General features: G+C 62.4%; 21 protein-coding genes. 4 read left to right on the forward strand and 17 right to left on the reverse strand.

The window, feature by feature from the left end; all coding sequences use genetic code 11:
• Positions 1-4: 4 nt before the first annotated feature.
• The 15 genes from hutH to bioB all read right to left on the reverse strand — a co-directional run bounded on the left by hutH (position 5) and on the right by bioB (position 18786).
• Entirely contained in the window at positions 5-1540 is a 1536-nt protein-coding gene (hutH, locus tag ACOCLD_RS00490) for a histidine ammonia-lyase (protein ID WP_422910437.1), read from the reverse strand.
• Positions 1537-3219: a urocanate hydratase gene (gene hutU, locus ACOCLD_RS00495; protein ID WP_422910438.1), complete on the reverse strand. Its 1683-nt coding sequence runs from the start codon at positions 3217-3219 to the stop codon at positions 1537-1539. Before hutU ends, hutH begins: the two co-directional genes overlap by 4 nt.
• A gap of 21 nt (positions 3220-3240) precedes the next feature.
• Positions 3241-4194: a formimidoylglutamase gene (gene hutG, locus ACOCLD_RS00500; protein WP_422910439.1), complete on the reverse strand. Its 954-nt coding sequence runs from the start codon at positions 4192-4194 to the stop codon at positions 3241-3243.
• Positions 4184-5419, reverse strand: a complete 1236-nt coding sequence (hutI, locus tag ACOCLD_RS00505; protein WP_422910440.1) for an imidazolonepropionase — start codon at positions 5417-5419, stop codon at positions 4184-4186. Before hutI ends, hutG begins: the two co-directional genes overlap by 11 nt.
• Positions 5420-5610: 191 nt before the next feature.
• Positions 5611-7389, reverse strand: a complete 1779-nt coding sequence (locus ACOCLD_RS00510; RefSeq protein WP_422910441.1) for an acyl-CoA dehydrogenase C-terminal domain-containing protein — start codon at positions 7387-7389, stop codon at positions 5611-5613.
• A gap of 171 nt (positions 7390-7560) precedes the next feature.
• Complete coding sequence (locus ACOCLD_RS00515; RefSeq protein ID WP_422910442.1) at positions 7561-9357, reverse strand: acyl-CoA dehydrogenase C-terminal domain-containing protein; 1797 nt, start codon at positions 9355-9357, stop codon at positions 7561-7563.
• A 113-nt stretch (positions 9358-9470) separates the two neighbouring features.
• Entirely contained in the window at positions 9471-10763 is a 1293-nt protein-coding gene (locus ACOCLD_RS00520; protein ID WP_422910443.1) for a diguanylate cyclase, read from the reverse strand.
• Between the two features lie 190 nt (positions 10764-10953).
• Positions 10954-12759: a phenylacyl-CoA dehydrogenase gene (locus ACOCLD_RS00525; RefSeq protein WP_422910444.1), complete on the reverse strand. Its 1806-nt coding sequence runs from the start codon at positions 12757-12759 to the stop codon at positions 10954-10956.
• A 165-nt stretch (positions 12760-12924) separates the two neighbouring features.
• On the reverse strand, positions 12925-13704 hold the full coding sequence (locus tag ACOCLD_RS00530; protein ID WP_422910445.1) for a putative metalloprotease CJM1_0395 family protein: 780 nt from the start codon (positions 13702-13704) through the stop codon (positions 12925-12927).
• A 66-nt stretch (positions 13705-13770) separates the two neighbouring features.
• Entirely contained in the window at positions 13771-14070 is a 300-nt protein-coding gene (locus tag ACOCLD_RS00535; protein ID WP_422910446.1) for a hypothetical protein, read from the reverse strand.
• 95 nt (positions 14071-14165) lie between these two features.
• Complete coding sequence (gene bioD / locus ACOCLD_RS00540; protein WP_422910447.1) at positions 14166-14855, reverse strand: dethiobiotin synthase; 690 nt, start codon at positions 14853-14855, stop codon at positions 14166-14168.
• A gap of 63 nt (positions 14856-14918) precedes the next feature.
• Complete coding sequence (gene bioC / locus ACOCLD_RS00545) at positions 14919-15725, reverse strand: malonyl-ACP O-methyltransferase BioC (RefSeq protein WP_422910448.1); 807 nt, start codon at positions 15723-15725, stop codon at positions 14919-14921.
• Complete coding sequence (locus ACOCLD_RS00550; RefSeq protein WP_422910449.1) at positions 15718-16449, reverse strand: alpha/beta fold hydrolase; 732 nt, start codon at positions 16447-16449, stop codon at positions 15718-15720. The genes bioC and ACOCLD_RS00550 overlap by 8 nt, the downstream gene beginning before the upstream one ends.
• Complete coding sequence (gene bioF / locus ACOCLD_RS00555) at positions 16442-17623, reverse strand: 8-amino-7-oxononanoate synthase (RefSeq protein ID WP_422910450.1); 1182 nt, start codon at positions 17621-17623, stop codon at positions 16442-16444. The genes ACOCLD_RS00550 and bioF overlap by 8 nt, the downstream gene beginning before the upstream one ends.
• A 107-nt stretch (positions 17624-17730) precedes the next feature.
• Positions 17731-18786, reverse strand: coding sequence for a biotin synthase BioB (gene bioB / locus ACOCLD_RS00560; protein ID WP_392541761.1), 1056 nt, complete (start codon positions 18784-18786; stop codon positions 17731-17733).
• Between the two features lie 80 nt (positions 18787-18866).
• Here bioB and ACOCLD_RS00565 point away from each other — a divergent pair, with 80 nt between their 5' ends.
• From ACOCLD_RS00565 to rarD, 3 genes are all read left to right on the forward strand, one after another.
• Positions 18867-19601, forward strand: coding sequence for a ComF family protein (locus ACOCLD_RS00565; protein ID WP_422910451.1), 735 nt, complete (start codon positions 18867-18869; stop codon positions 19599-19601).
• 55 nt (positions 19602-19656) lie between these two features.
• Positions 19657-20631, forward strand: coding sequence for a serine/threonine protein kinase (locus tag ACOCLD_RS00570; protein WP_422910452.1), 975 nt, complete (start codon positions 19657-19659; stop codon positions 20629-20631).
• A 191-nt stretch (positions 20632-20822) separates the two neighbouring features.
• Complete coding sequence (gene rarD, locus ACOCLD_RS00575) at positions 20823-21716, forward strand: EamA family transporter RarD (protein ID WP_422910453.1); 894 nt, start codon at positions 20823-20825, stop codon at positions 21714-21716.
• Between the two features lie 358 nt (positions 21717-22074).
• Here the strand turns inward: rarD and ACOCLD_RS00580 are convergent, their stop codons facing one another.
• Both ACOCLD_RS00580 and ACOCLD_RS00585 read right to left on the reverse strand, forming a co-directional pair.
• Positions 22075-22593: a glycine cleavage system protein R gene (locus ACOCLD_RS00580; protein WP_422910454.1), complete on the reverse strand. Its 519-nt coding sequence runs from the start codon at positions 22591-22593 to the stop codon at positions 22075-22077.
• Between the two features lie 21 nt (positions 22594-22614).
• Positions 22615-23061: a GNAT family N-acetyltransferase gene (locus ACOCLD_RS00585; RefSeq protein ID WP_422910455.1), complete on the reverse strand. Its 447-nt coding sequence runs from the start codon at positions 23059-23061 to the stop codon at positions 22615-22617.
• Between the two features lie 297 nt (positions 23062-23358).
• On the opposite strand from ACOCLD_RS00585, the gene ACOCLD_RS00590 reads away from it, so the two are divergent.
• Complete coding sequence (locus ACOCLD_RS00590; RefSeq protein WP_422910456.1) at positions 23359-25536, forward strand: malate synthase G; 2178 nt, start codon at positions 23359-23361, stop codon at positions 25534-25536.
• Positions 25537-25812 lie beyond the last annotated feature (276 nt).

Raw genomic sequence — 25812 nt, forward strand, 5'->3', positions numbered from 1 at the left:
CGGTTCACGCCAGCGATGGCAATACCCCGTTCGGCAACAGCGGGGTCAACACACGCTCGGCGAGCAAGGCATTAGCCGCTTCGATATCCGGGGCGAAGAAGCGGTCTTCGACGTAATACGGCACCTGCGAGCGCAGCGTCTGACGCGCCTGCTCAAGGAGCGGCGAGCTTTTCAGCCCTTCGCGGAAGTCCAGCCCCTGGCAGGCGCCCAGCCATTCGATGGCCAGTACGCCCCGGGTGTTGGCGGCCATCTCCCACAAGCGCTTGCCGGCGGCCGGGGCCATGGACACGTGGTCTTCCTGGTTGGCAGAAGTCGGCAGGCTGTCGACGCTGTGCGGATGGGCCAGCGCCTTGTTTTCGCTGGCCAGGGCGGCGGCGGTGACCTGGGCGATCATAAAGCCGGAGTTGACCCCGCCATTGGCCACCAGAAATGGCGGCAGCTGCGACATATGCTTGTCCATCATCAGCGAGATGCGCCGCTCGGAGAGCGAGGCGATTTCGGCGATGGCCAGGGCGATATTGTCGGCGGCCATGGCCACCGGTTCGGCGTGGAAGTTGCCACCGGAAATCACCTCACCCTCGGCGGCGAACACCAGGGGATTATCCGACACCGCGTTGGCCTCGACCCCAAGCACTTCGGCGGCCTGGCGCAGCTGGGTCAGGCAGGCACCCATGACCTGCGGCTGACAACGCAGTGAGTACGGGTCCTGCACCTTGTCGCAGGCTTCGTGGGAGCGACCGACTTCACTGCTGTCGCCAAGTAGGTGGCGATAGATGGCGGCTGCGTCAATCTGCCCGCGCTGGCCACGGGCGGCATGGATGCGTGGATCAAAGGGCGCTCGCGAGCCCAGCGCAGCCTCGACGGTCAGGCCGCCACAAACGCTGGCCGCAGCAAATAGATCCTCAGCCTCAAACAGGCCGCGCAGGGCGTAGGCCGTCGACACCTGGGTGCCGTTGAGCAGCGCCAGGCCTTCCTTGGCGGCAAGGGTCATGGGCTGCAAACCGGCAATCGCCAACGCCTCGGTTGCCGGCAGCCACTCACCGCGATAACGCGCCTGACTTTCACCCAGCAGCACCAACGACATATGCGCCAGCGGCGCCAGGTCACCGGAAGCACCCACCGAACCCTTGAGCGGAATATGCGGGTAAACCTCGGCATTGATCAGCGCGATCAGCGCCTCGATCACTTGCCGGCGAATGCCGGAAAAGCCTCGCGCCAGGCTGTTGACCTTGAGCAGCATGATCAGCCGCACCATGGCGTCATCCAGCGGCTCGCCGATGCCGGCGGCATGCGACAGCACCAGCGAACGCTGCAGCTTTTCCAGATCCTCAGTGGCGATACGGGTCGAGGCCAGCAGGCCGAAACCGGTGTTGATGCCGTAAGCGGTACGACCTTCGGCGATGATGCCGTTGACGCAAGCGACACTGGCGTCGATGACCGTGTAGGCCGATTCCGCGAGGGTCACGCGCACGGGAGCCTGGTAGGCGGCGCGCAGTTGGGCCAGGGTCAACTGGCCGGGGTGCAGGGTAAACGGGCTCATGCATGGGCTCCTTGGGTTGCGCCAATCATCGGCAGATCGAGGCTCTGCTCGCGGGCACAATGAACGGCGATCTGATAACCAGCATCGGCGTGACGCATCACCCCGGTGCCCGGGTCGTTGCGCAGCACGCGACCAAGACGAGCGCGGGCATCCGGTGTACCGTCGGCCACTATGACCACCCCGGCATGCTGCGAATAGCCCATGCCGACGCCGCCACCATGGTGCAGCGACACCCAGGTCGCGCCGCCAGCGGTATTCAGCAGGGCATTGAGCAATGGCCAGTCGGAGACCGCATCGGAGCCGTCCTGCATGGCTTCGGTTTCACGGTTGGGGCTGGCCACCGAGCCGGAGTCGAGGTGGTCGCGACCGATGACGATCGGCGCTTTCAGCTCGCCGCTGGCGACCATGTCATTGAAGGCTTGAGCCAGACGCGCGCGGTCTTTCAGGCCGACCCAGCAGATACGTGCCGGCAGGCCCTGGAAGGCAATCCGCTCGCGGGCCATGTCCAGCCAGTTGTGCAGGTGGGCGTCGCCCGGGATCAACTCTTTCACTTTCGCATCGGTCTTGTAGATGTCCTCGGGGTCGCCGGACAGTGCCACCCAGCGGAACGGGCCGATGCCCTGGCAGAACAGCGGACGGATATAGGCCGGGACAAAACCGGGGAAGTCGAAGGCATTCTCGACGCCCTCCTGCAGGGCCATCTGGCGGATATTGTTGCCGTAGTCGAAGGTCGGCACGCCCATCTGCTGGAAGGCCAACATGGCGCGCACATGCACGGCCATGGACTGTTTGGCGGCCTTGACCACCACGGCTTCCTCGGTTTTGCCACGGGCCACGTACTCGTCCCAGCCCCAGCCAATCGGCAGGTAGCCGTGGCGTGGGTCGTGGGCGCTGGTCTGGTCGGTGACCATATCCGGGCGCACCCCGCGCTTGACCAGTTCCGGCAGGATCTCGGCCGCGTTGCCGCACAGGGCAATGGAGATGGCCTTGCCTTCACCGGTGTACTTGTCGATACGCGCCAGGGCGTCGTCCAGATCGCTGGCCTGTTCATCGACATAGCGGGTCTTCAGGCGGAAATCGATACGCGATTGCTGGCACTCGATATTCAGCGAGCAGGCGCCGGCCAGGGTGGCGGCCAATGGCTGCGCGCCGCCCATGCCGCCGAGGCCTGCGGTCAGCACCCACTTGCCCTTGAGGCTGCCGCCGTAATGCTGGCGACCGGCCTCGACAAAGGTTTCATAAGTACCCTGGACGATGCCCTGGCTACCGATATAGATCCAGCTGCCGGCGGTCATCTGGCCGTACATGGCCAGGCCCTTGGCATCCAGTTCGTTGAAGTGCTCCCAGTTGGCCCAGTGCGGCACCAGGTTGGAGTTGGCCAGCAGCACACGCGGTGCGTCCTTGTGGGTCTCGAACACGCCAACCGGCTTGCCGGACTGAATTAGCAGAGTCTGGTTGTCTTCCAGGCGGGTCAGCACTTCGACGATCTTGTCGTAGCACTCCCAGTTGCGTGCGGCACGGCCGATGCCACCGTAAACCACCAGTTCCTTGGGGTTCTCGGCCACTTCCGGGTCAAGGTTGTTCATCAGCATGCGCAGCGGCGCTTCGGTCAGCCAGCTCTTGGCGGTCAGTTGCGTGCCACGGGCGGCGCGAATTTCGCTGTCACGGAAAAGGCTCATGTCGGGCTCCTGTTCTTGGGCTCAGTGCGTAAGCGTCAGCAGATGAATCAAACGCGCCGCAACCTTGGCGGTGCGAGCGTCGATGTCGTATTCGGGGTTGAGTTCGGCCAGATCGACCAGGCGCAATTTGCCGCTGTCGCGCACGGTTTCCAGCAAGGGTTCAAGCAGCGCCAGCGGCACGCCACGCGCAGCAGGGGCGCTGACGCCGGGGGCTTCGCAAGCCGGCAGCACGTCGATATCGATGGTCAGGTAGATCGCATCGCAGCTGGCGATAAAGCTCTGCAACTCAGCGCTGATGTCTGCCAGGCTGGCCTCGCGGATCTCGCGGTCTTCACGCACCAGTACGTTCAGTTCGGCGGCGCGCTGGAACAGCGCGCGGGTATTGCTGGCGCGGCTGACCCCGAGGCAGGCATAGGCGAACGACCAGCCGCGGGCGGCGCATTGCTCGGCGATTTGTGCGAATGGCGTACCCGAGGAGCGTGCATGGGCTGGGTCGCGCAGGTCGAAGTGCGCATCGAAATTGATAATGCCGATACGCGGCGCCGCTGCCTGTGAAGAGCAGCCGGCCAGATGCTCGGCGATGCCCTGCCAGCTGCCAAAGGCCACCTCATGGCCGCCGCCCAGCACGACCGGCAGATGCCCGGCATCCAGCAGCGCGCAGACGTTGCGACCGAGGCGCGCTTGCGCGCCTTCCAGATCACCATCGGCGCACAGTACATCGCCGGCGTCATAGGCCGGGCCCTGACGGTGCCAGGCCAGATTGGCCAGCGCCTTACGGATAGCCGGCGGACCATTAACCGCGCCGACGCGCCCCTGGTTACGCCGCACGCCTTCATCGCTGGCAAAGCCGAGCAAGACGACGCCGGGCTGGCTGTCCATGCTCAGCGCCTGGATGCGTTGGTGCCAGCGCGGGCTGTCCGGCTCAGGGTCGATGCGTCCCTGCCATAGACCCATGGAGTTGCGATCAGCGTGCATGGCTGTTGGCCTCTTTGCTGTAGCTAATAACGCCGTTGAAGATGCGCTGCCGCAGCCGGCCCGGCTGCACCGCATAGGCCAGCTCGGCGGGTTGCTGCACGTCCCACAGGCACAGGTCGGCGGGTGCACCCGCCTCGATCCGCCCCAGGTCCGGGCGGCCGAGGGCGCGGGCAGCGTGGGCGGTCATGCCGGCTAGGGCTTCGCGCGGGGTCAAACGGAACAGGGTGCAGGCCAGGTTGAGAATCAAAGTAGGGAAGCAGATCGGCGAGGTGCCGGGGTTGGCATCGCTGGCCAGAGCCATCGGCACATTGTGCTTACGCAGCAACGCGATGGGTGGCAGCTGGGTTTCCCGCAAGGTATGGAAAGCCCCCGGCAGCAGGGTCGCTACGGTGCCGGCGGCGGCCATGGCTTGCACCCCGGCCTCGTCGAGAAACTCGATATGGTCGGCCGAAAGCCCTTGATAACGCGCAGCCAGGACACTGGCGCCCTGATTGGACAGCTGCTCGGCATGCACCTTGATGGGCAGGCCGTGACGCTGCGCGGCCTGGAACACCAACTCGCACTGCGCCGGGCTAAAGGCGATGTGTTCGCAGAACACATCCACCGCATCGACCAGGCCTTCGGCAACCGCAGCCGGGATCATCTCGTTGCACACCAGGGCGATATAGCCGTCGCTGTCGCCGGCGAATTCAGGCGGCAAGGCATGGGCGCCGAGCAAGGTGGTGGTGATGCGCAGCGGCAACACCTCACCCAGGCGACGGGCGACGCGCAGCATCTTCAGCTCATCATCGACAGTCAGACCGTAGCCGGATTTGATTTCCAGGCTGGTCACGCCGTCGTCCAGCAGCGCCTGCACACGCGGCAGGCTCTGCGCCAGCAGCTCGTCCTCGTTGGCCGCGCGGGTGGCGCGCACGCTGCTGAGGATGCCGCCGCCGGCCTTGGCGATCTCGGCGTAGCTGACGCCTTCAAGGCGCTGCTCAAATTCAGCCGCGCGGTTGCCGGCATAGACCAGATGCGTGTGGCAATCCACCAGGCCTGGCGTCATCACCCCGCCGCGCCCCACCTCAAGCGCATCGGTCAGCGTCTTCGTGTCGAACTCGGCTTCTGCGCAAAGCCCGGCGATGCGCCCATCCTGCACCCATAAGGCCATGGGCTGCGGGTAGGTCTGCTCGCCATCAAACAGCACAAGATCACGCCACAACTGAATGGAAGATGTACAAGGCATGGGTAGGCTTCCGCTTTATTTGTATATACAAATAAACCTAAAAACCTACAGAATCAACTTTTAATCGATAAATGACTATACAAATACAGACCAAACTCCCAGCACTGCAAACCGCCTGAAGCACCAGTTCAACCCACCAGAACGCAAAACCCCGGCACAAGGCCGGGGTTTTGTTTGTCGCGAGACAGCGCTTAGAACTGCGCCGCGTCCAGCAGGTACAGCGACTCGCTACCGGCTTTAACCGAAGCGGTCAGCGAGTGGATACGCGGCAGCAGGCGGGCGAAGAAGAAACGCGCGGTACCCAGCTTGCTCACGTAGAACTCGTCCTGATCCTGCTTGGCCAGTGCGGTACGCGCCATCAACGCCCACATGTAGGCGTAGGCGGTGTAACCGAACACTTGCAGGTACTCGACCGAGGCGGCACCGACTTCGTTCGGATTGGCCTTGGCGCGCTCCAGCAGGTCGCTGGTCATCAGTTCCAGGTTGGCGATGGCGTCTTTCAGCGGGTTGACGAACTCGGCCAGCGAGGCGTCGGCGCTGTCGGTGAAGGCTTTGATCTCTTCAGCGAAGTGCTTGTAGAACGCACCGCCACTGCCGACCACTTTACGGCCAACCAGGTCGAGCGCCTGAATACCGTTGGTGCCTTCGTAGATCTGAGTGATGCGGCAGTCGCGAATCAGCTGCTCCTGGCCCCACTCACGAATAAAGCCGTGGCCGCCAAAGATCTGCTGACCGTGCACGGTGGTTTCCAGCGCCATATCGGTGAGGAAGGCTTTGGCCACCGGAGTTAACAGAGCAACCAGCTCTTCCGCGCGCTTGCGGGTAGCGGCATCTTCGCTGTACTTGGCGGTGTCCAGCTGCATGGCCACGTAGCTGGAGAAGGCACGGCCGCCTTCGTTCAGCGCTTTCATGGTCAGCAGCATGCGGCGCACGTCCGGGTGCACGATGATCGGGTCGGCAGCTTTGTCTTTCGCCACCGGGCCGGTCGGCGCACGGCTCTGGATGCGGTCGCGGGCGTATTCCACGGCGTTCTGGTAACTGCGCTCACCCAGGGACAGGCCCTGGATGCCAACGCCCAGACGCTCGTAGTTCATCATGGTGAACATAGCGGCGAGGCCCTTGTTCGGCGCATCGACGATCCAGCCGGTGGCGCCGTCGAAGTTCATCACGCAGGTGGCCGAGGCCTTGATGCCCATCTTGTGTTCGATGGAGCCGCAGGACAGCGAGTTCTTCTCACCCAGCGAACCGTCAGCATTGACCATGACTTTCGGCACCAGGAACAGCGAGATGCCTTTCGGGCCAGCCGGTGCGTCCGGCAGCTTGGCCAGTACCAGGTGGATGATGTTTTCGGTCAGGTCGTGCTCACCGCCGGTGATAAAGATCTTGGTGCCGCTGATCTTGAAGCTGCCGTCGGCTTGCGGCTCGGCCTTGGTGCGAATGATGCCCAGGTCGGTGCCGGCGTGCGGCTCGGTCAAGCACATGGAACCGGCCCAAACACCGGAGTACATGTTCGGCAGGTATTTCTCTTTCAGCTCTTCGCTGGCGTGGGCGTTGATCGACAGGCAAGCACCGGCGGTCAGCATCGGGTACAGGCCGAACGACAGGTTGGCCGAGTTGACCATTTCCTCGACCTGGGCCGAGATCACCTTGGGCATGCCCATGCCGCCGAATACCGGGTCGCCACCAACGCCAACCCAGCCGCCTTCGGCGTAGGTCTGGTAAGCCTCGGGGAAGCCGGCCGGGGTTTTCACCGCGCCATCAGTCCAGCTGCAACCTTCTTCGTCACCGCTGCGGTTCAGCGGGGCGATCACGCCAGCGGTGACCTTGCCGGCTTCTTCGAGAATCGCCGCTGCGGTGTCTTCATCCACCACCTCGGCCAGGCCCGGCAATTGGGCCCACAGCTTGGACACTTCAAACACTTCATTGAGCACGAAGCGCATATCGCGCAGGGGAGCTTTGTAGTCAGCCATGGGGCAAATCCTCGAACAAACCAACAGGTATACGGAAGTGCCTGAAGTCTAACCGAACAACATTTCAGACACATAGGGTCGCGTCGTGACCAGCAGGCCACAAACCGTTTGGCCGGCCCCAACAGGCAAAAACCCGCTAGAAGGCGGGCTTTTGCGCGGCTTGGCCGTCCGTCAGAGGGCGAAGTTTTCCGCCGGCAACTCCATCATGCAGGCACTGCCCGCTTGGGCAGCCGCCAGGTGTGCAGCAGTACGCGGCAACAGGCGCTTGAAGTAGAACTCACAGGTGGCCAGCTTGGTCTGGTGGAACGCCGCGTCGCCCTCACCAGCCGCCAGTTTGGCCTGCGCCACCAGCGCCATGCGCAACCAGAAATAGGCCAGGGTGACGTAGCCGGAATACATCAGGTAATCCATCGAGGCGGCGCCGACTTCGTCGGGTTTTTTCATCGCCGCCATACCGATGCTCTGGGTCAATTCACCCCATTGCTGATTGAGCGTGGCCAGTTGCGCGACATAGCCCTTGAGCTGCGGGTGTTCTGCCTGGGCCACGCAGAAGGTGTGAACGATCTTGGTGAACCCGCGTAGCAGCTTGCCCTGGCTGCCCAGCACCTTGCGCCCGAGCAGGTCGAGGGCCTGGATACCGTTGGTGCCTTCGTAGATCAGGGCAATCCGGCAGTCACGCACCAGCTGCTCCATGCCCCACTCGCGGATAAAGCCATGGCCGCCGAACACCTGCATGCCATGGTTGGTCACTTCCAGGCCAGTCTCGGTCATAAAGGCCTTGCAGATCGGGGTGAGGAAAGCCAGCAGGTTCTCAGCCGCTTCACGCTGCTCGCTGCTGTCGGCGCGATGGGCCTGATCAAGTAACTGCGCGGTGAAGTAGGCCAACGCCCGGTTGCCTTCGTTGAAGGCCTTCATAGTCAGCAGCATGCGCCGCACATCGGGGTGCACGATGATCGGGTCGGCAGCCTTTTCCGGCGCCTTCGGCCCACTGAGGGCACGCATCTGCAGGCGCTCGTTGGCGTACTTGAGCGCGCCCTGGTAGCTGGTTTCACCCAGGCACAGGCCCTGCATGCCGGTGCCGAGGCGCGCATGGTTCATCATGGTGAACATGCAGTTGAGGCCTTTGTTGGCCTCACCGATCAGGTAACCGGTGGCGCTGTCGAAGTTCATCACGCAGGTGGCAGAAGCCTTGATGCCCATCTTGTGTTCAATCGAACCGCAGCTCACGCCATTGCGCGCACCCGCTTCTCCGGTCGCATCCGGCAGGAACTTGGGCACGATAAACAGCGAGATGCCCTTGGTGCCGGCCGGCGCGTCAGGCAACTTGGCCAGCACCAGGTGGACGATGTTCTCACTCATGTCGTGCTCACCGGCGGAGATAAAGATCTTGCTGCCGGTCACGGCATAACTGCCATCGGCCTGCGGCACAGCGCGGGTCTTGATCAGGCCCAGGTCAGTGCCACAGTGGGCCTCGGTCAGGCACATGGTGCCGGTCCAGCGGCCTTCGGTGAGTTTGCTCAGGTAGGTCTGCTTCTGCGCCTCACTGCCGTGAGCGTGAATCGCCGACATGGCGCCGTGGGTCAGACCGGGGTACATGCCCCAGGAGGTGTTGCTGGCGCCGACCATCTCGCTGACCATCAGCCCCAGCGAGTGCGGCAAACCCTGACCACCGTAAGCCGGGTCAGCCGCCAGGCCATTCCAGCCGCCTTCGACATACTGGGCGAAGGCTTCCTTGAAGCCTTTGGGCGTGGTCACGTGGCCATTGTTGAATTGGCACTCTTCTTCGTCACCGCTACGGTTCAGTGGCGCCAGCACCTGCTCACAGAACTTCGCGCCCTCTTCGAGAATCGCGCTGACCATGTCCGGGCTGGCATCAGTGGCCCCCAGGGCGGCGTAACTGCCATGGAAGTCGAAGACATCATCGATCAGAAAACGCATGTCGCGCAGCGGGGCTTTGTAGTCAGGCATGGTCAGGCTCCAGCAGATTCATGGGGTCGCTTCAGCCCACCACGCTAAGGCGTAGCAGGCCGCGCCAACAACGACCGTAGAACTGCTGAATACAGCGCCATAAGCGCGCCGCCTCACTGGCCGATGCTCGGCTCCAGCTTGACCGCACCGCGCCGCTGGCCGTGGCTGCGAATGCAATTACGCCCGGCACTTTTCGCGCTGTACAGCGCCTGGTCAGCGGCCTTGATGACCTCATCCGGGCTGGCCTGATCCGCACCACGCTCGGCCACGCCCATGCTGATGGTCACGGCCACCTGCGACGCCGCCTTGCCCGCCCGACGCTGACGCCCCTGCTTGTCGTTCTGCGGGCGTTGCTGCTGATCACGCAGTTGCAAGCGATAGTGCTCGATGGCCTGGCGCACCTGCTCGAGATGCGGCAGGCATTCTTCAACTGTCTTGCCGGGAAACACTAAGGTGAACTCCTCGCCGCCATAGCGGTAGGCCTTGCCGCCCCCGCCGATCTTGCGCAGTTGGCTGGCGACCAGACGCAGCACCTGATCGCCGACATCGTGACCGTGGGTGTCGTTGAATTTCTTGAAATGGTCAACGTCGGCCATGGCAATCACGTAACTGCGACCCAGGCGTTGCAAGCGCTCATTCAGCGCACGCCGGCCCGGCAGGCCGGTCAACTCATCGCGAAAAGCCATCTGATAGGCCTCATGCGCCAGAGCCGCCACCAGCATCAGCATGATCTGGCTGCTGATCACATTCAGCGCATTGGGCAGGATGAAGGTATTCGGCAGCATCCACAGCAGCCCGCCCAGACCGAGTAACTGCGCCGCATGCAGCGGACGTGGCGCACGCAGGTACTGCACCAACAGCACAACCAGCCCGAGGAGAAACACCGGATAAGCCAGCTGTATCAGCGCCAACCCGTCGAACTGCAACGCTGGCCAACGCACCTGCGACAGCCAGTGCAACAACGCCTCGGGAAAGCGCTGTGCCAGCCCCACACTCACCGCTCCCACAGCCAGCAGCACCGCCGCACGGGCGACCATGTCCTGCAGCAGGTGGGTACGCTCCTGCCAGGCGGCATACAGGCTGTAAAGCAGAGGCAGCAGCAGACTGCACAGGTGAAAGATCAGCGCCGTATCACTGCGTACCTGGCCAGTGGCACGGAAGTGATCGACCTGGGTATCGAGCAGAAAGTAGCCGAGGTACAGCGTCAGCAGCAGAAACACCTCACGCTGACGGCCATAGACGAGACAGAACGCTCCGCCGAGTAACAGCAAGAGCGTCGGCAATACGTTGAACAACGAGGTGAAAAACTCGTTCAGTACCGCCAGCCGCGCCAGCAACACCCCGCTGAGCAGAAGCAGCAGCGAAGGCAGAAAATGACTGAAGCGCACAGCAGCAAAACGCGACAAGGCGAGCCCCACACGACGGTAAAAAGTGGACAACGCCGCGCAGTTTGCCTGTAACAGCAGAAATTCGCACGGAACCTGATCGGCAAATCGACACACTGCCGGCCTGTGCTGCGCGCTGCCTAGGTGACAGGCATAAAAAAACCGCCGCCCCAAGGGGCGGCGGTTTCTTTGACCTGAAGAGGACGGCGGCTTAGTAGCCCAGCGCGAAGTCTTCTTCGGCCATGTCCATCAGGTTGTTGGCGCCAGACAGCATGGCTTCAACGTGCGCACGGGTACGCGGCAGGATGCGTGCGAAGTAGAAGTTGGCAGTCTGCAGCTTGGCCTTGTAGAAAGCCTCGTCTTCAGCACCAGCAGCCAGCTTCTCGGCAGCCAGACGCGCCATGTCGGCCCAGAAGTAAGCCAGGCAGGCATAACCGGAGTACATCAGGTAATCCACCGATGCAGCACCGACTTCTTCGCGATCTTTCATCGCGGCCATGCCGATCTTCATGGTGATATCGCCCCACTCCTTGTTCAGCTTGGCCAGCGGCTCGACGAGGCCTTTGATGGCGTCGTTGGACTCGTTGGTCTGGCAGAACTTGTGCACGATCTTGGTGAAGTTCTTCAGCGCGCCGCCCTGGGTCATCAGGATCTTGCGACCCAGCAGGTCGAGGGCCTGAATGCCGGTGGTGCCTTCGTACATCATGGAGATACGGCAGTCGCGAACGTTCTGCTCCATGCCCCACTCGGCGATAAAGCCGTGGCCACCGTAGATCTGCATGCCGTGGTTGGCGGCTTCGAAGCCGACTTCGGTCATGAAGGCTTTGGCTATTGGCGTCAGGAAGGCCAGCAGCTCGTCTGCCGCTTTCTTCTCGGCTTCGTCTTTGCTGTATTTGACGATGTCCACTTGCTTGGCAGTGAAGTACACCATCGCACGGTTACCTTCAGCGAAGGCTTTCATGGTCAGCAGCATGCGACGCACGTCCGGGTGGACGATGATCGGGTCAGCGGCTTTGTCCGGCGCTTTCGGACCAGTCAAAGAACGCATCTGCAGACGCTCGCGAGCGTACTTCAGGCCGCCCTGGAAGCCGACTTCGGCGTGGGCCAGACCTTGCAGAGCAGTACCCAGACGCGCCGTGTTCATGAAGGTGAACATGCAGTTCAGGCCTTTGTTGGCTGGGCCGATCAGGTAACCGGTGGCGCCGTCAAAGTTCATCACGCAGGTGGCGTTGCCGTGGATGCCCATCTTGTGCTCGATCGAGCCGCAGGACACGGCGTTGCGCGCGCCCACAGTGCCGTCAGCATTGACGGTGAACTTCGGCACGATGAACAGCGAAATACCTTTGGTGCCTTGCGGCGCGTCCGGCAGGCGGGCCAGAACGATGTGGACGATGTTATCGGCCATGTCGTGTTCGCCAGCGGAGATGAAGATCTTGGTGCCGGACACTTTGTAGGTGCCGTCAGCCTGAGGCTCGGCCTTGGTGCGCAGCATGCCCAGGTCGGTACCGCAATGTGGCTCGGTCAGGCACATGGTGCCAGTCCATTCGCCGGATACCAGCTTGGTCAGGTAGGTGTGCTTCTGCTCGTCGGTACCGTGCTCGGAGATGGTGTTCATTGCACCGTGCGACAGGCCCGGGTACATGCCCCACGACCAGTTGGACGAACCAACCATTTCGCTCAGTACCAGACCCAGCGACTCAGGCAGACCTTGACCACCGTGGTCAACGTCATGAGCCAGGCTCGGCCAGCCACCTTCAACGTACTGCTGGTAGGCTTCTTTAAAGCCAGCAGGGGTTTTCACGCCTTCCGGGGACCAGGTACAGCCTTCGAGGTCACCTACACGGTTCAGTGGCGACAGCACTTGCTCACAGAACTTGGCACCTTCTTCAAGAATGGCGCTGACCATGTCCGGAGTAGCGTCCTGGCAGCCAGGCAGGCTCTGATAATGCGCTTCGTAGCCGAGCAGTTCGTCGCGTACGAAACGGATATCACGCAAGGGGGCCTTGTAATCAGGCATAGCGGTTAACCTCTGCGGTGGATTCTTAGTGTGTAGGTGACCGGATATTCGGTCGTTTTCGGGAGCAATCCCGGCGCTCGACAGCCCCTTGGCAGGCGAGCTAATCAAACAAGCGTTTGAAACATACGTTTATGCCTATTTAATGTCAAGCACCCCAAGCGCCGTTCACGCCACCAGATCGATAACCGTAGGAGGCGTCTGCAAACCGCTGAGCTGCCTGTACAGATCAAGACTAGGCGGTGGCGGCAGCTCCTGCTGACCAGCCTTGGTGGGTTTTTCCTCCTCATCAGGCTTTTCTTCGTTCTCTGTTTTAAGCTGCTCGGCACGCGCCTCACTGGCAGCCTGCGCTTCGCTGCGCTGCTGTTGCGCCAGCTCGACCCTGGCCTCGGCCATCTGCAACTGCGCTTGTGCGGCGACCTGCCGATCCTGAGCAGAGGGTTCAGCAGGCGCCAGTGCGGCACGGATGACAACTTCCATCTTGCGCAGGGTGGCTTCCGGATCATTGGGGATTGGGCTGGTGTCGATGCTCACCTCCCCACCCACCGCATAACGCTTACCATCCGGGCCACGTTCATAGGTGTAGCTTGGCGCACCGGCATAGCGGCCGCCGACCGCCGCGTGCGCCTGCTCGTGGGTGCGCACTTCCTGATCACGGCTGACCAACTTGGCGATTTCCAGTTGTTCAAGACGTTGCTGCTGTGGGCTGGCTTCACCTTCGCGGCTCTTGGTCTGATCGCGATTGGCGGAAGAGTCGGCAGGTTTATCGGCTTCCTCACGCGCAGAAGCCGACTGCTCATCGGCCAACGGCTGGGCAGCGGTTATCGGCGCCTGAGCGGCGCGGGTAATATCGGGGGATACATCAGGGGAAATATTGGACGCAAGAAGCCGAGCCGGCAGTAGCGTGGCTGCAGGCGCAGGATAAGACGTTGCGCCGCCAATCTGCATGCAATGACTCCTCGCCCCGCAATTGCTGCCTCATTGCCAGGCATGAGTACGCTCGGGGCGGGCGACTCAGGCCTTTGTATCGATCAGGGTACCGAGCACTTCATCGGCGGTTTTCACCACCTTGGCACCCGCTTCTGCCTCATTCTGGCCTTGGCGCAGGGCAACCAGGCTTTCCGCCAGATCGGGACGGGTCTGCTCGGCCGAACTCGGCGAAGGGTTAACCTGATTGGCCGGCGGCGCAGAAGTTGGCTGCGGTTGCGGACCCAGCGCATTGCTGGCGATATCCGCCGCAGCCTGATCGACCCGGCGCTGGCCGGATTGAATGGTGCTGATGCCCGAGTTGAAAGCGCTTCCTGAAATTTCCATGCCCAAGCTCCCGCTGCGACAAATCTCTAACGAATCAATTGAAGCAGAAGTTGCTCGAAAAACGTACAAGCAAAAGGCTATGGCACTTGGCCTGCTTATAGCGCGCGGTGTAATAGATCGAGGTTGAGATAGCCGGAAACCGCAGCCGGCGTGGCTTCGGCCAGGCGCGGAACATAGCCCAGGCAGGGTGCCGGTAGCCGCTCGGCCAGGGTCGCCAGATTGTCTTCAAGACGCGAGGTGTGCGGGTCAACCAGATTGGCCACCCAGCCCGCCAGCGGCAGGCCGTCACGCAGGATGGCTTCAGCGCTGAGCAATGCCTGATTGATGCAACCCAGACGCACGCCGACCACCAGAATCACCGGTAACTGCAGGGCAATCGCCAGATCCGACAAGGCTTCCTGGCCGGCCAATGGCACCCGCCAGCCGCCAGCCCCTTCGACCAGGGTAAAGTCTGCCTGCTTGTCCAGAACGGCCTGCACCGGCCCCTGCAACGCTGCAACATCCAGCAATACACCGACCTCGCGCGCCGCCAGATGCGGGGCAATCGCCGGCTCGAAGGCCAGCGGATTGACCTCGTCATAGCGCAGCGCCAGGGTGCATTCGCCGAGCAATGCCAGCGCGTCGTCGTTGCGCAGACCATCCGCTGTGCGCATGCAGCCGGATGCCACCGGTTTGGCCGCAGCAGTCGACAGCCCGGCCATGCGTGCCGCGTGCAGCAGCCCGGCGGCGATGGTGGTTTTGCCGATTTCGGTGTCGGTGCCGGTGACGAAAAATGCTTGGCTCATAACGATCTCTGGTGAGGAGTATTGACGACGTTCTGCGGTCACTCAGGGCAGGCCGCGCTTATCTCAACCCTTGCGCAATACGCCGTAGACCACCTGATAAGTCGCTGGCAGTCCTTGCGGCTGTCGAAACTGCTCATAGGCGTTAAGCAATGCCAGCATACGCGCCCGCCCAGTCAAACCGCCGGGCCGGCCGGGATTGAGGTTGTGTGCGCCGAGGGCTTTCAGTTCATGGGTCAGGCTGCGCACATCCGGGTAGTACAGGGTTTGCGGGGTGGTTTGCAGGCTTGCACAGGTCAACCCACTACCCGCGCACAGGCGCTGGTAATCCTCGAACCGGCGGAAGCGGTTGACGTGAACAAAGCCATCCACCGCCTGCCAACTGTCGCGCAGCTCCTGCAGGGTGCCGACACACAGGCTGCTGAACGCCAGCACACCGCCAGGGCGCAGCACTCGTGCGGCCTCGCCAAGCACCGCAGAAAAATCCGCACACCACTGCAGCGCCAGGCTGGAAAACAGCAGGTCGCAGGACGCATCACGCAACGGCAGGCGCTCGGCATCGCCGACAATAAACTGTTGCGCGCCGCCCAGCGGCCGAGCGTGCTGCAGCATGCCTTCGGCGATATCCACAGCCACGCCCTGACTGGCCGGAAAACGCTCGCCCAGCGCGCGACTGAAATAGCCGGTGCCACAACCCAGATCGAGCCAACGAGCCGGGCTGATCGCCGCCGGCAACTGCGCCAGCAACTGCTGCCCCACGTTGCGCTGCAGAGCCGCCACGCTGTCGTAGCTCTGCGCCGCGCGGGAGAACGACGCCGCCACCTGACGTTTATCCGGCAGGCCGCCGAGTGGGTCATGGGCCAGATCAGTCATCACCGGCCTCGTGCAGAAAAGCCTGAATCGCTGCGGCAATTTCATGCGGGCGTTCAAGGGCAAAGGCGTGGCTGGCGTTATCAATCAGGCCGACTTCGACATCTGGCAACAACTCCAGCAAGGCCTGCGCGGCGCTCGCTGGAACCAGCGCATCGGCGCCGGCATACAGATGCAGCTGCGGGCCGACAAAGGCCTGCAGCGCTGCCTGCGTATCCAGGTTGGCGAGCAAATCCAGCCCGGCCAACAGAGTGGCGGACTGTGGTTGCGGAGCCGCGCCGAGCAACTGCCGCGACAGACTGCGAGCATCCACTGCGCCCTGAGCGCAGAGCAGTGTAAACCGCTTCAGGGTAGCGGGCGCGTCAACGGCGCAGCCCTGGCGGAACGCATCAAAGGTCTCGGGGGGCATAGCCACAGGCCAATCCGACTCAGCGACAAAGCGCAGGTTGCTGGCCAGGGTCAGCAGCCCGCTGCAACGTTCGCCACGCCGCGCAGCCAGCTCAGTCGCGAGCATACCGCCAAGCGACCAGCCGCCAAGCCAGGCGTCCTGAGGCAGGGTGGCATCCAGCTCATCCAGCCAGTCGGCCGGATCACTGGAATCCAGCGTCGGCAAAGGCTCGATGTCGACATGTAGACGCGGGTCGAGACCGCGCAGGGCCTCAGCCAGCGGCTGCAAGGGCGCAGTGCCCAGCCCCCAGCCGGGCAACAGAATCAGTCGATCACGCATGCACGGCCGCCTCATCCGTTAGCAGGGGCCAGCATTCGGCCAAAGCCTCCAGCAGCAGTTCCAACTGCTCCAGGCTGTGCGCGGCGGACAAGGTAACGCGTAAGCGGGCACTGCCGGCGGGCACGGTGGGCGGACGAATCGCCGTCACTAGCAAACCGCGATCGCGCAGCATCTGTGACAGCTGCAGGGCGCGGCCGCTGTCGCCAATCAGGATCGGCTGGATCGGCGTCGCACTGTCCATCAGCTCCAGGCCAATGGCCTTTGCGCCTTCGCGGAAACGCTGGATCAGGGCATTCAGGTGCTCGCGCCGCCAGTGTTCGCTGCGCAGCAGCTCCAGGCTTTGCAGGGTGGCGCAGGCCAGCGCCGGCGGCTGGCTGGTGGTGTAGATATAGGGCCGGGCGAACTGCACCAGGGCTTCGATCAAATCGTCACTGCCAGCGACAAAGGCACCGGCCGTACCGAAAGCCTTGCCCAGGGTACCGACCAGCACCTGCACATCATCCAGGCCCAGGCCGAGGTGCTCAACAATGCCACCGCCGGTTGCACCCAGCGGGCCAAAACCATGGGCATCATCGACCATCACCCAGGCATTGGTGCGGCGCGCTTCGGCACACAGCGACGGCAGATCAGCCAGGTCGCCGTCCATGCTAAACACGCCGTCGGTGACGATCAGGGTATTGCCGCTCACCTTGCGCAGGCGATTGGCCAGGCTGACGCCATCGTTGTGCAGGTAGCGGGAAAAGCGCGCACCACTGAGCAGGCCGGCATCCAGCAGAGAGGCATGATTAAGGCGATCTTCCAGCACGCTATCGCCCTGCCCGACCAGCGCAGCAACCGCACCGAGGTTGGCCATATAGCCGGTGGAAAACAGCAGCGCGCGGGGGCGACCGGTGAACTCAGCCAGCGCTTCTTCGAGCTGGTGATGCGGGGTGCTGTGGCCGATCACCAGATGCGAGGCGCCGCCGCCCACGCCCCATTTCGCCGCCCCGGCACGCCAGGCTTCGATCACTTTGGGGTGGTTGGCCAGGCCGAGGTAGTCGTTGGAACAGAAGGCCAGCAATTGCCGACCATCGACCTGCACCAAGGGCCCTTGCGGCGACTCCAGCAGCGGGCGTTGACGATACAGATTGGCGGCGCGACGCTCGGCGAGGCGGGCGGCAAGGTCGAAAGACATAGGCACCTGGACAATAAGGACGCAATATCGTGGGAGGGGCTTTAGCCGCGACCGACCTTGCGTCGAATCGCGGCTAAAGCCCCTCCTACCGATTCAGAGCACGGCCATCAGACCGCGGCGTTATAGAACAGCTTGGAATCGCGCTGCTCGACCAGCGCCTGCTCGATGGCGGCCTGGTGCACTTCATCGGCGTGCTCTTCGCGCTCCTCAGGCTTGATGCCGAGGCGGGCGAACAGCTGCATGTCCTTGTCGGCCTGCGGGTTCTTGGTGGTCAGCAGTTTCTCGCCGTAGAAGATCGAGTTGGCGCCGGCAAAGAACGCCAGGGCCTGCATCTGCTCGTTCATCGCCTCACGGCCGGCGGACAGCCGCACATGCGACTGCGGCATCATGATCCGCGCAACAGCGAGCATGCGAATAAAGTCGAACGGATCGACATCCTTCTCGCCCGCCAACGGCGTGCCTTCAACCTTGACCAGCATATTGATCGGCACCGACTCCGGGTGCTCCGGCAGGTTGGCCAGCTGGATCAGCAGGCCAGCGCGGTCGTCCAGCGATTCGCCCATGCCGAGGATGCCGCCCGAGCAGATCTTCATCCCCGATTCACGCACATACGCCAGGGTTTCCAGGCGCTCGCCGTAAGTGCGGGTGGTGATGATATTGCCGTAGAACTCCGGCGAGGTGTCGAGGTTGTGGTTGTAGTAGTCGAGGCCCGCAGCGGCCAGAGCCTGGGTCTGCTCTTTATCCAGCTTACCCAGGGTCATGCAGGTTTCCAGGCCCAGGGCTTTAACGCCTTCGACCATCTTCAGCACGTAAGGCATGTCCTTGGCCGACGGGTGCTTCCACGCCGCGCCCATGCAGAAACGGGTGGAGCCAATGGCCTTGGCCTCGGCGGCGGCCTCCAGCACCTTTTGCACTTCCATCAGCTTCTGTTTGTCCAGACCGGTGTTGTAGTGGCCGGACTGCGGGCAGTACTTGCAGTCTTCCGGGCAGGCGCCGGTCTTGATCGACAGCAGGGTCGAGACCTGCACACGGTTCTGGTCGAAATGCGCGCGGTGCACGGTCTGCGCCTGGAACAGCAGATCGTTGAACGGTTGCTCGAAGAGCGCCTTGACCTCACTAAGAGTCCAGTCGTGACGCAGGTTGGCGGCGGTGGTGGCGCTCATCGGTAATTCCTTATTGTTGGCTGCGTCCTGCTAGATTCAGCGGACACGACACGGATGTTCGGCATAGTTATGGAAGGCGTATGCGCTGTCAACCCAACTCACAGCACCCGGTTTACAACTGGTTAAAAAGCAAGCAAATCTGTTTGCTCTGCGATGAAGCAGCAGACGCCGCACTGGCCATCTGTACCAGCTGCGAAGCCGAGCTGCCCTGGCTTGGCGGGCATTGCCAGGTCTGTGCCCTGCCGCTGCCCAGCCAAGGTCTGGTGTGCGGGGCCTGCCTGAAAAAACCGCCGAGCTTCAGCAAGGTCGAAGTGCCCTGGCGTTACGCCTTTCCCGTCGACAGCCTGATTACCCGTTTCAAGCATCAGGCCAAGTGGTCATTGGGACGTCTGCTCGGTGAGCTTTTGTCACAGCATCTGCAACATGCCTTCGATGAAGGGTTGCCGCGCCCTGATCTGCTGCTGCCTGTGCCCCTGGCCGACAGACGTCAACGGCAGCGCGGCTTCAACCAGGCCGGCCTGCTCACTGAATGGCTGAGCGCCAGCCTGCAACTGCCGCTGCAAGCAAACTGGTTGTTGCGGGTCATCGACACCCCAGCGCAACAGCAACTGGATGCCGCCACGCGCAAGCGCAACCTGCGCAAAGCATTTGCCCTGGCGCCGGACAGCGCAGTCAGTGGCCGGCATGTGGCGCTGGTTGATGATGTGCTGACTACCGGCGCCACCGCCGAAAGCCTGGCGCGGCTATTGAAAAAGGCCGGCGCAGCGCGGGTCGATGTGTACTGCCTGGCGCGCACGCCAAAGCCTGGTGATTGAGCGGCCAACGACCGTTAAGGAGTACACTTTGCAGCCAATTGCTCCGGAGCCGACCATGTCCCATCCATTTGCCGCACTCACGCCCGACCTGGTGCTGGATGCCGTGGAGAGCCTCGGTTACCTCAGCGACGCCCGCGTACTGGCGCTGAACAGCTATGAAAACCGTGTCTACCAGGTAGGCATCGAGGACGAGACGCCGCTGATCGCTAAGTTCTACCGCCCGGATCGCTGGACCGATGCAGCCATCCGCGAAGAGCACAGCTTCAGCTTCGAGCTGGCCGAGTGCGAAGTGCCGGTGGTGGCGCCACTGCTACGCGACGGCGAAACCCTGTTCAGCTATCAGGGTTTTCGCTTCGCCCTGTTTCCACGGCGTGGCGGCCGCGCGCCGGAGCCTGGCAACCTCGACCAACTGTATCGCCTCGGCCAACTGCTTGGCCGCCTGCATGCGGTCGGCTCACTCAAGCCGTTTGCCCACCGCGAAGCCCTGCAGGTCAGCAACTTCGGCCACGCCTCGCTGGCCACCCTGCTCGATGGCAACTTTATTCCACGCAGCCTGTTGCCGGCCTACGAGTCGGTGGCGCGTGACCTGCTGGGCCGCCTGGATACGCTGTTCGCCGCCCACCCGATGCAGGCGATCCGCCTGCATGGCGATTGCCACCCGGGCAACCTGCTGTGCCGCGACGAGACCTTTCATATGGTCGACCTCGACGACTGCCGCATGGGGCCGGCGATACAGGATTTGTGGATGATGCTCGCCGGCGAACGCCACGAGCGCCTTGGCCAGCTCTCGGAGCTGATGGACGGCTATCAGGAGTTTCACGACTTCAACCCCCGCGAACTGCCGCTGATCGAAGGCCTGCGCGCCCTGCGCCTGATGCATTACAGCGCCTGGCTGGCGCGGCGCTGGGATGACCCGGCCTTCCCCATGAGCTTTCCCTGGTTTGGCAGCGAACGCTACTGGGGCGAGCAGATCCTGATCCTGCGTGAGCAACTGTCCGCGCTGGATGAAGAGCCGCTAAAGCTGTTCTAACGCCTCCCCTAAGGAGCCCGGACGTAATCGAGCTAGCGGGCTGACCACTACAGTTCGCCCAGCGCCCGTAACGTCTTTGTTACAGGCAAGTGGGGTTTTGGCTTGAATAAAATCCTGCCTGCCCGGACAACCTCAGGTCGTGCCGTCTAGAATCACCGCTCATTAGTTAGCCGCCTAAGCAAGGACCCAGCATGGCCACCGCCAACCCGCGTCGCGGGTATATTCTCGGCCTGACCGCCTACATCATCTGGGGCCTGTTCCCGCTCTACTTCAAAGCCATCCAGAGCGTCCCGGCGCTGGAAATCATCGTCCATCGTGCACTCTGGTCGGCGCTGTTCGGCGCGCTGTTGCTGCTGGTGTGGAAGCATCCCGGCTGGCTGAGCGAGCTGCTGAATAACCCCAAACGCTTTGCCGTGCTGGCCCTGAGTGGCGTGCTGATCGCCAGCAACTGGCTGGTGTATGTGTGGGCGGTAAATAACGAGCGCATGCTCGAAGCCAGCCTGGGCTACTACATCAACCCGCTGGTCAACGTGCTGCTGGGCATGCTGATTCTCGGTGAACGCCTGCGTCGTCTGCAGTGGCTGGCTGTAGCCCTGGCCGCACTGGGCGTGCTGCAACAGTTGTGGCAGGTCGGCAGCATTCCCTGGGTGTCGCTGGTATTGGCGCTGACCTTTGGCTTCTACGGGATTATCCGCAAACAGGCGCCGGTGGCCGCCCTGCCTGGTCTGGTGGTGGAAACCTGGCTACTGCTGCCGCTGGCGCTCGGCTGGTTGCTGCTGCACCCCGCAGCGATGAGTACCCAGGCTGATTTCTGGAGCACGCCGGAAGCGCTCTGGCTGATCGCCGCCGGCCCGATCACCCTGGTACCGCTGGTGTGCTTCAACGCCGCCGCCCGCCACTTGCCCTATACCACCCTGGGTTTTCTGCAGTACCTGGCACCCACGCTGGTGCTGCTGCAGGCCGTCTTCCTGTTCGGTGAGCATTTCGACCCGAGCAAGCTGCTGGCCTTTATCTGCATCTGGACGGGACTGGCGATCTACAGCGTCGATGCGTGGCTAAGCCTGCGCAAACGCCAACCTGACTAAAAAACAACCAGACACCGGTAACGCCTGAAGTCATTGGCCTGCAGCCAGTTGCCCCCGGCTTATACACAGAAGCATCCCCGGCCGCTGTGCACAACACGCCGCTAAGTGCTTAAAAAATAAGCACTTAGAAAAAAGCCCCGGGGCACTAGGCGGTGCTCCGGGGCTCCTCATGCTACGCACAGAGTTATCCACATGCATCGTGGATAAAGCTGGGCTTAGAACCTGCTCACGATCTCGCGAGCTAGAGCCATACAAGGCAAAAACAGGCGAGGAAGCGGAGTCTACGAGCTGTAAATGAGCATTCCGAGCCTGTTTTTAACGCAGTAGGGCCGACGCGCAGCAGATCGTGAACAGGTTCTTACTCCTCGACGTGCAGCTTTAGCTCAACCATCAGGTCATCGGCCAGGGTTTCCAGTTGGCTCTGCAGTTGCTCCAGTGTCAGGCTCTGCGGCACGCCCAGCAGGGCCTGGGCCTGGAACAGCAACTCGCCACTCATCGGCGCCGGCACCACTTCGGTGCTCAAGCTCTCGACATTGACCCCGTGGCTGCTGAGAAGACGGGTGATGTCGCGCACGATGCCTGCGCGATCATTGCCCACCAACTCCAGGCGAATCGCCCGCCAGCTACCCGCGAGCTGACTGCCGCCAGCGGCGACCTGCACGCGGATACCCTGCGCCTGCAAGGCTTCCAGCGCCGTGACCAGGCCGGCGTGTGCAGCCAGCGGTACATCAACGCGCAGAATCCCGGCGAACTGCCCGGCCATACGTGACATGCGGCTCTCCAGCCAGTTGCCGCCGTGCTCGCTGATGCACTGGGCGATGCGCTCGACCAGCCCCGGCTGATCCTCGGCAATAACCGTCAATACCAGATGATCCATGTGCAACTCCTTATCCGCGGCTCACTTCAGTGCCAGCCAGTAGGTATAAAACACCTCATCACGCACATAACCCAGGCGTTCGTAGAGGGCTTGTCCTGGCAGATTGCTCTTTGCCGTCTCCAACTGCAAACCGCATGCACCAGTAGCTTCGGCGTGCGTGCGCGCAGCATTCATCAGCGCCTCGCCAACGCCCTGCCGGCGTACCTGCGGGCTGACGTAGAGATCGCTGAGCAGCCAGGCCGGCTGCAGAGCCAGCGAGGAGAAAAAGGCGTAGAGCTGAACAAAACCCAGCGCAACACCCTTGGCATCGCGGGCCAACAGAATGACCGAGTCACCCTGTTGCAAGCGCGTAGCAAGGAACGCCTCCACCTGCGCCTGCGGTTTGGCCACTTCATAAAACGCCAGGTAAGCGCCAAACAACTCGCTCAGCGGCGACAGGTCGGCAGCCGTAGCTGTCTGTATATGCATGGGTCTCACGCTCCATAACGACGTCGCAGCAGTATAGGCAGGCGCTCGCGGCTCAGTTAACGGGAAATCGAGGCAATAAACTGTGTACTGTTTTTCGATTTATATGAAACAATATTCAAAAATTATCGCGACAAAAAGCCGCATGTAGTGACTGCAAAGCACTTCTTGGTCGCAGAGCGACGCGCACCCACTGATTTTCCCGGGATCTTGATGTAGTATGCCGCGCCTCGGACTACATGACTGATTTTCCATGTACGACGCGGTTATTGAGTAGAGCTGAGCAGAGTGAGGCAAGTGATGACTGAACGCGTTCAAGTAGGCAGCCTGCAGGTTGCCAAAGTGCTGTTCGACTTCGTGAATAACGAAGCCATCCCCGGTACCGGCATTGCTGCCGACAAGTTCTGGGCAGGTGCCGAAGCGGTCATCAATGACCTGGCCCCGAAAAACCGTGCGCTGCTCGCCAAACGCGATGCGATTCAGGCGCAGATCGACGGCTGGCACCAGGCCCGTGCAGGCCAGGCCCATGACGCGGCAGCCTACAAAGCCTTCCTCGAAGAAATCGGTTACCTGCTGCCGGAACCGGCAGACTTCCAGGCCACCACACAGAACGTCGACGAAGAAATCGCCCGCCTGGCCGGCCCACAGCTGGTCGTACCGGTGATGAACGCGCGCTTCGCCCTGAACGCCTCCAACGCCCGCTGGGGCTCGCTGTACGACGCGCTGTATGGCACCGATGTGATCAGCGAAGAAGGCGGCGCCGAGAAAGGCCGCGGCTACAACAAGGTCCGTGGTGACAAAGTGATCGCCTTCGCCCGCGCCTTCCTTGACGAAGCCGCACCGCTGGAAGGTGCCTCCCACGTTGACGCGACTGCTTATGTCGTGAAGAACGGCCAGTTGGCTGTAAGCCTGAACAACGGTAGCGAAGCCGGCCTGAAAAACGCCGCGCAGTTTATCGCTTTCCAGGGCGACGCTGCCGCGCCGCACGCCGTGCTGCTCAAGCACAACGGCCTGCACTTCGAAATCCAGATCGACGCCTCCAGCCCGATCGGCAGCACCGACGCCGCCGGCGTCAAAGACGTGCTGATGGAAGCGGCCCTGACCACCATCATGGACTGCGAAGACTCGGTTGCTGCCGTCGATGCCGACGACAAGGTCGTGGTCTACAAAAACTGGCTCGGCCTGATGAAGGGCGATCTGGCAGAAGAAGTCGCCAAAGGTGGCCAGACCTTCACCCGCACCATGAACCCGGACCGCGTCTACACCAAGGCGGACGGCAGCGAGCTGACCCTGCACGGCCGCAGCCTGCTGTTCGTGCGCAACGTCGGCCACCTGATGACCAACCCGGCGATTCTCGATGCCCAGGGCAACGAGATTCCGGAAGGCATCCAGGACGCGCTGTTCACCAGCCTGATCGCGGTGCACAACCTGAATGGCAATACCAGCCGTAAGAACACCCGCACCGGCTCGGTTTATATCGTTAAACCGAAAATGCACGGCCCGGAAGAAGTCGCCTTCACCACCGAAATCTTCGGTCGCGTTGAAGACGTCCTCGGTCTGACTCGCAACACCCTGAAAGTCGGCATCATGGACGAAGAGCGCCGCACCACCGTCAACCTGAAAGCCTGCATCAAGGCCGCCAGCGAGCGCGTGGTGTTCATCAACACCGGCTTCCTCGACCGTACCGGTGACGAGATCCACACCTCCATGGAAGCCGGCGCCGTCGTGCGTAAGGCCGCCATGAAAGCCGAGAAGTGGATCAGCGCCTACGAAAACTGGAACGTCGATATCGGCCTGGCCACTGGCCTGCAAGGTCGTGCGCAGATCGGCAAAGGCATGTGGGCCATGCCCGACCTAATGGCCGCGATGGTCGAGCAGAAAGTCATGCACCCACTGGCCGGTGCCAACACCGCCTGGGTTCCATCGCCGACTGCCGCCACCCTGCACGCGCTGCACTACCACAAGGTCGACGTGTTCGCCCGTCAGGCCGAACTGGCCAAGCGCGAGCGCGCCTCGCTGGACGACATCCTGAGCATCCCGCTGGCCAAGGACACCAACTGGTCGGCCGAGGAGATCCAGAACGAACTGGACAACAACGCTCAGGGCATCCTCGGCTACGTGGTGCGCTGGATCGACCAGGGCGTCGGCTGCTCCAAGGTACCCGACATCAACGACGTCGGTCTGATGGAAGACCGAGCCACCCTGCGCATCTCCAGCCAACTGCTGGCCAACTGGCTGCGTCATGGCATCGCCACTGAAGAGCAGATCGTCGCCAGCCTCAAGCGCATGGCGCCGGTGGTTGACCGTCAGAACGCCGCTGACCCGCTGTACCGTCCGCTGGCACCGAACTTCGACAGCAACATCGCCTTCCAGGCTGCCCTGGAACTGGTGGTCGAAGGCGCCAAGCAGCCGAACGGCTACACCGAGCCAGTCCTGCACCGCCGCCGCCGCGAGTTCAAAGCCGCCAACGGCCTGTAACCCGCAGCTGTAGCCCCATAAAAACCGCCTTTCGGGGCGGTTTTTTATTGGCTCGCGCCAGCAAAGTGCAGGTACTCATGACCTGCATCAGGCAAACGCCTCGCAGTTTGTCCAACAATTTAAGGCGCAAGCCCGCTTTATTGGCTATAGGAATAGGCAGGTCCGCCGAAAACATAACAGGCCATAACGCACAATATGACCGAATAATGACCGAATAGCGGCATTACGCCACTATGTGAACTCGGTATACTCCGCGCCCCTCTTTGGGTACCTCTG

Origin of the sequence: Pseudomonas cimarronensis, assembly GCF_049331905.1 — a bacterium.
Classification (GTDB): Bacteria; Pseudomonadota; Gammaproteobacteria; order Pseudomonadales; family Pseudomonadaceae; genus Aquipseudomonas.

Coding starts and splice junctions, on each gene's coding strand:
- bioD (WP_422910447.1), bottom strand. CDS start 14,855: ATGAGCCAAGCATTTTTCGTCACCGGCACCGACACCGAAATCGGCAAA.
- ACOCLD_RS00580 (WP_422910454.1), bottom strand. CDS start 22,593: ATGGATCATCTGGTATTGACGGTTATTGCCGAGGATCAGCCGGGGCTG.
- hutG (WP_422910439.1), bottom strand. CDS start 4,194: ATGCACGCTGATCGCAACTCCATGGGTCTATGGCAGGGACGCATCGAC.
- ACOCLD_RS00550 (WP_422910449.1), bottom strand. CDS start 16,449: ATGCGTGATCGACTGATTCTGTTGCCCGGCTGGGGGCTGGGCACTGCG.
- ACOCLD_RS00525 (WP_422910444.1), bottom strand. CDS start 12,759: ATGCCTGATTACAAGGCCCCCTTGCGTGATATCCGTTTCGTACGCGAC.
- ACOCLD_RS00585 (WP_422910455.1), bottom strand. CDS start 23,061: ATGCATATACAGACAGCTACGGCTGCCGACCTGTCGCCGCTGAGCGAG.
- hutI (WP_422910440.1), bottom strand. CDS start 5,419: ATGCCTTGTACATCTTCCATTCAGTTGTGGCGTGATCTTGTGCTGTTT.
- bioC (WP_422910448.1), bottom strand. CDS start 15,725: ATGACTGATCTGGCCCATGACCCACTCGGCGGCCTGCCGGATAAACGT.
- hutH (WP_422910437.1), bottom strand. CDS start 1,540: ATGAGCCCGTTTACCCTGCACCCCGGCCAGTTGACCCTGGCCCAACTG.
- bioF (WP_422910450.1), bottom strand. CDS start 17,623: ATGTCTTTCGACCTTGCCGCCCGCCTCGCCGAGCGTCGCGCCGCCAAT.
- ACOCLD_RS00530 (WP_422910445.1), bottom strand. CDS start 13,704: ATGCAGATTGGCGGCGCAACGTCTTATCCTGCGCCTGCAGCCACGCTA.
- bioB (WP_392541761.1), bottom strand. CDS start 18,786: ATGAGCGCCACCACCGCCGCCAACCTGCGTCACGACTGGACTCTTAGT.
- ACOCLD_RS00570 (WP_422910452.1), top strand. CDS start 19,657: ATGTCCCATCCATTTGCCGCACTCACGCCCGACCTGGTGCTGGATGCC.
- hutU (WP_422910438.1), bottom strand. CDS start 3,219: ATGAGCCTTTTCCGTGACAGCGAAATTCGCGCCGCCCGTGGCACGCAA.
- ACOCLD_RS00565 (WP_422910451.1), top strand. CDS start 18,867: ATGCGCTGTCAACCCAACTCACAGCACCCGGTTTACAACTGGTTAAAA.
- rarD (WP_422910453.1), top strand. CDS start 20,823: ATGGCCACCGCCAACCCGCGTCGCGGGTATATTCTCGGCCTGACCGCC.
- ACOCLD_RS00510 (WP_422910441.1), bottom strand. CDS start 7,389: ATGGCTGACTACAAAGCTCCCCTGCGCGATATGCGCTTCGTGCTCAAT.
- ACOCLD_RS00535 (WP_422910446.1), bottom strand. CDS start 14,070: ATGGAAATTTCAGGAAGCGCTTTCAACTCGGGCATCAGCACCATTCAA.
- ACOCLD_RS00590 (WP_422910456.1), top strand. CDS start 23,359: ATGACTGAACGCGTTCAAGTAGGCAGCCTGCAGGTTGCCAAAGTGCTG.
- ACOCLD_RS00515 (WP_422910442.1), bottom strand. CDS start 9,357: ATGCCTGACTACAAAGCCCCGCTGCGCGACATGCGTTTTCTGATCGAT.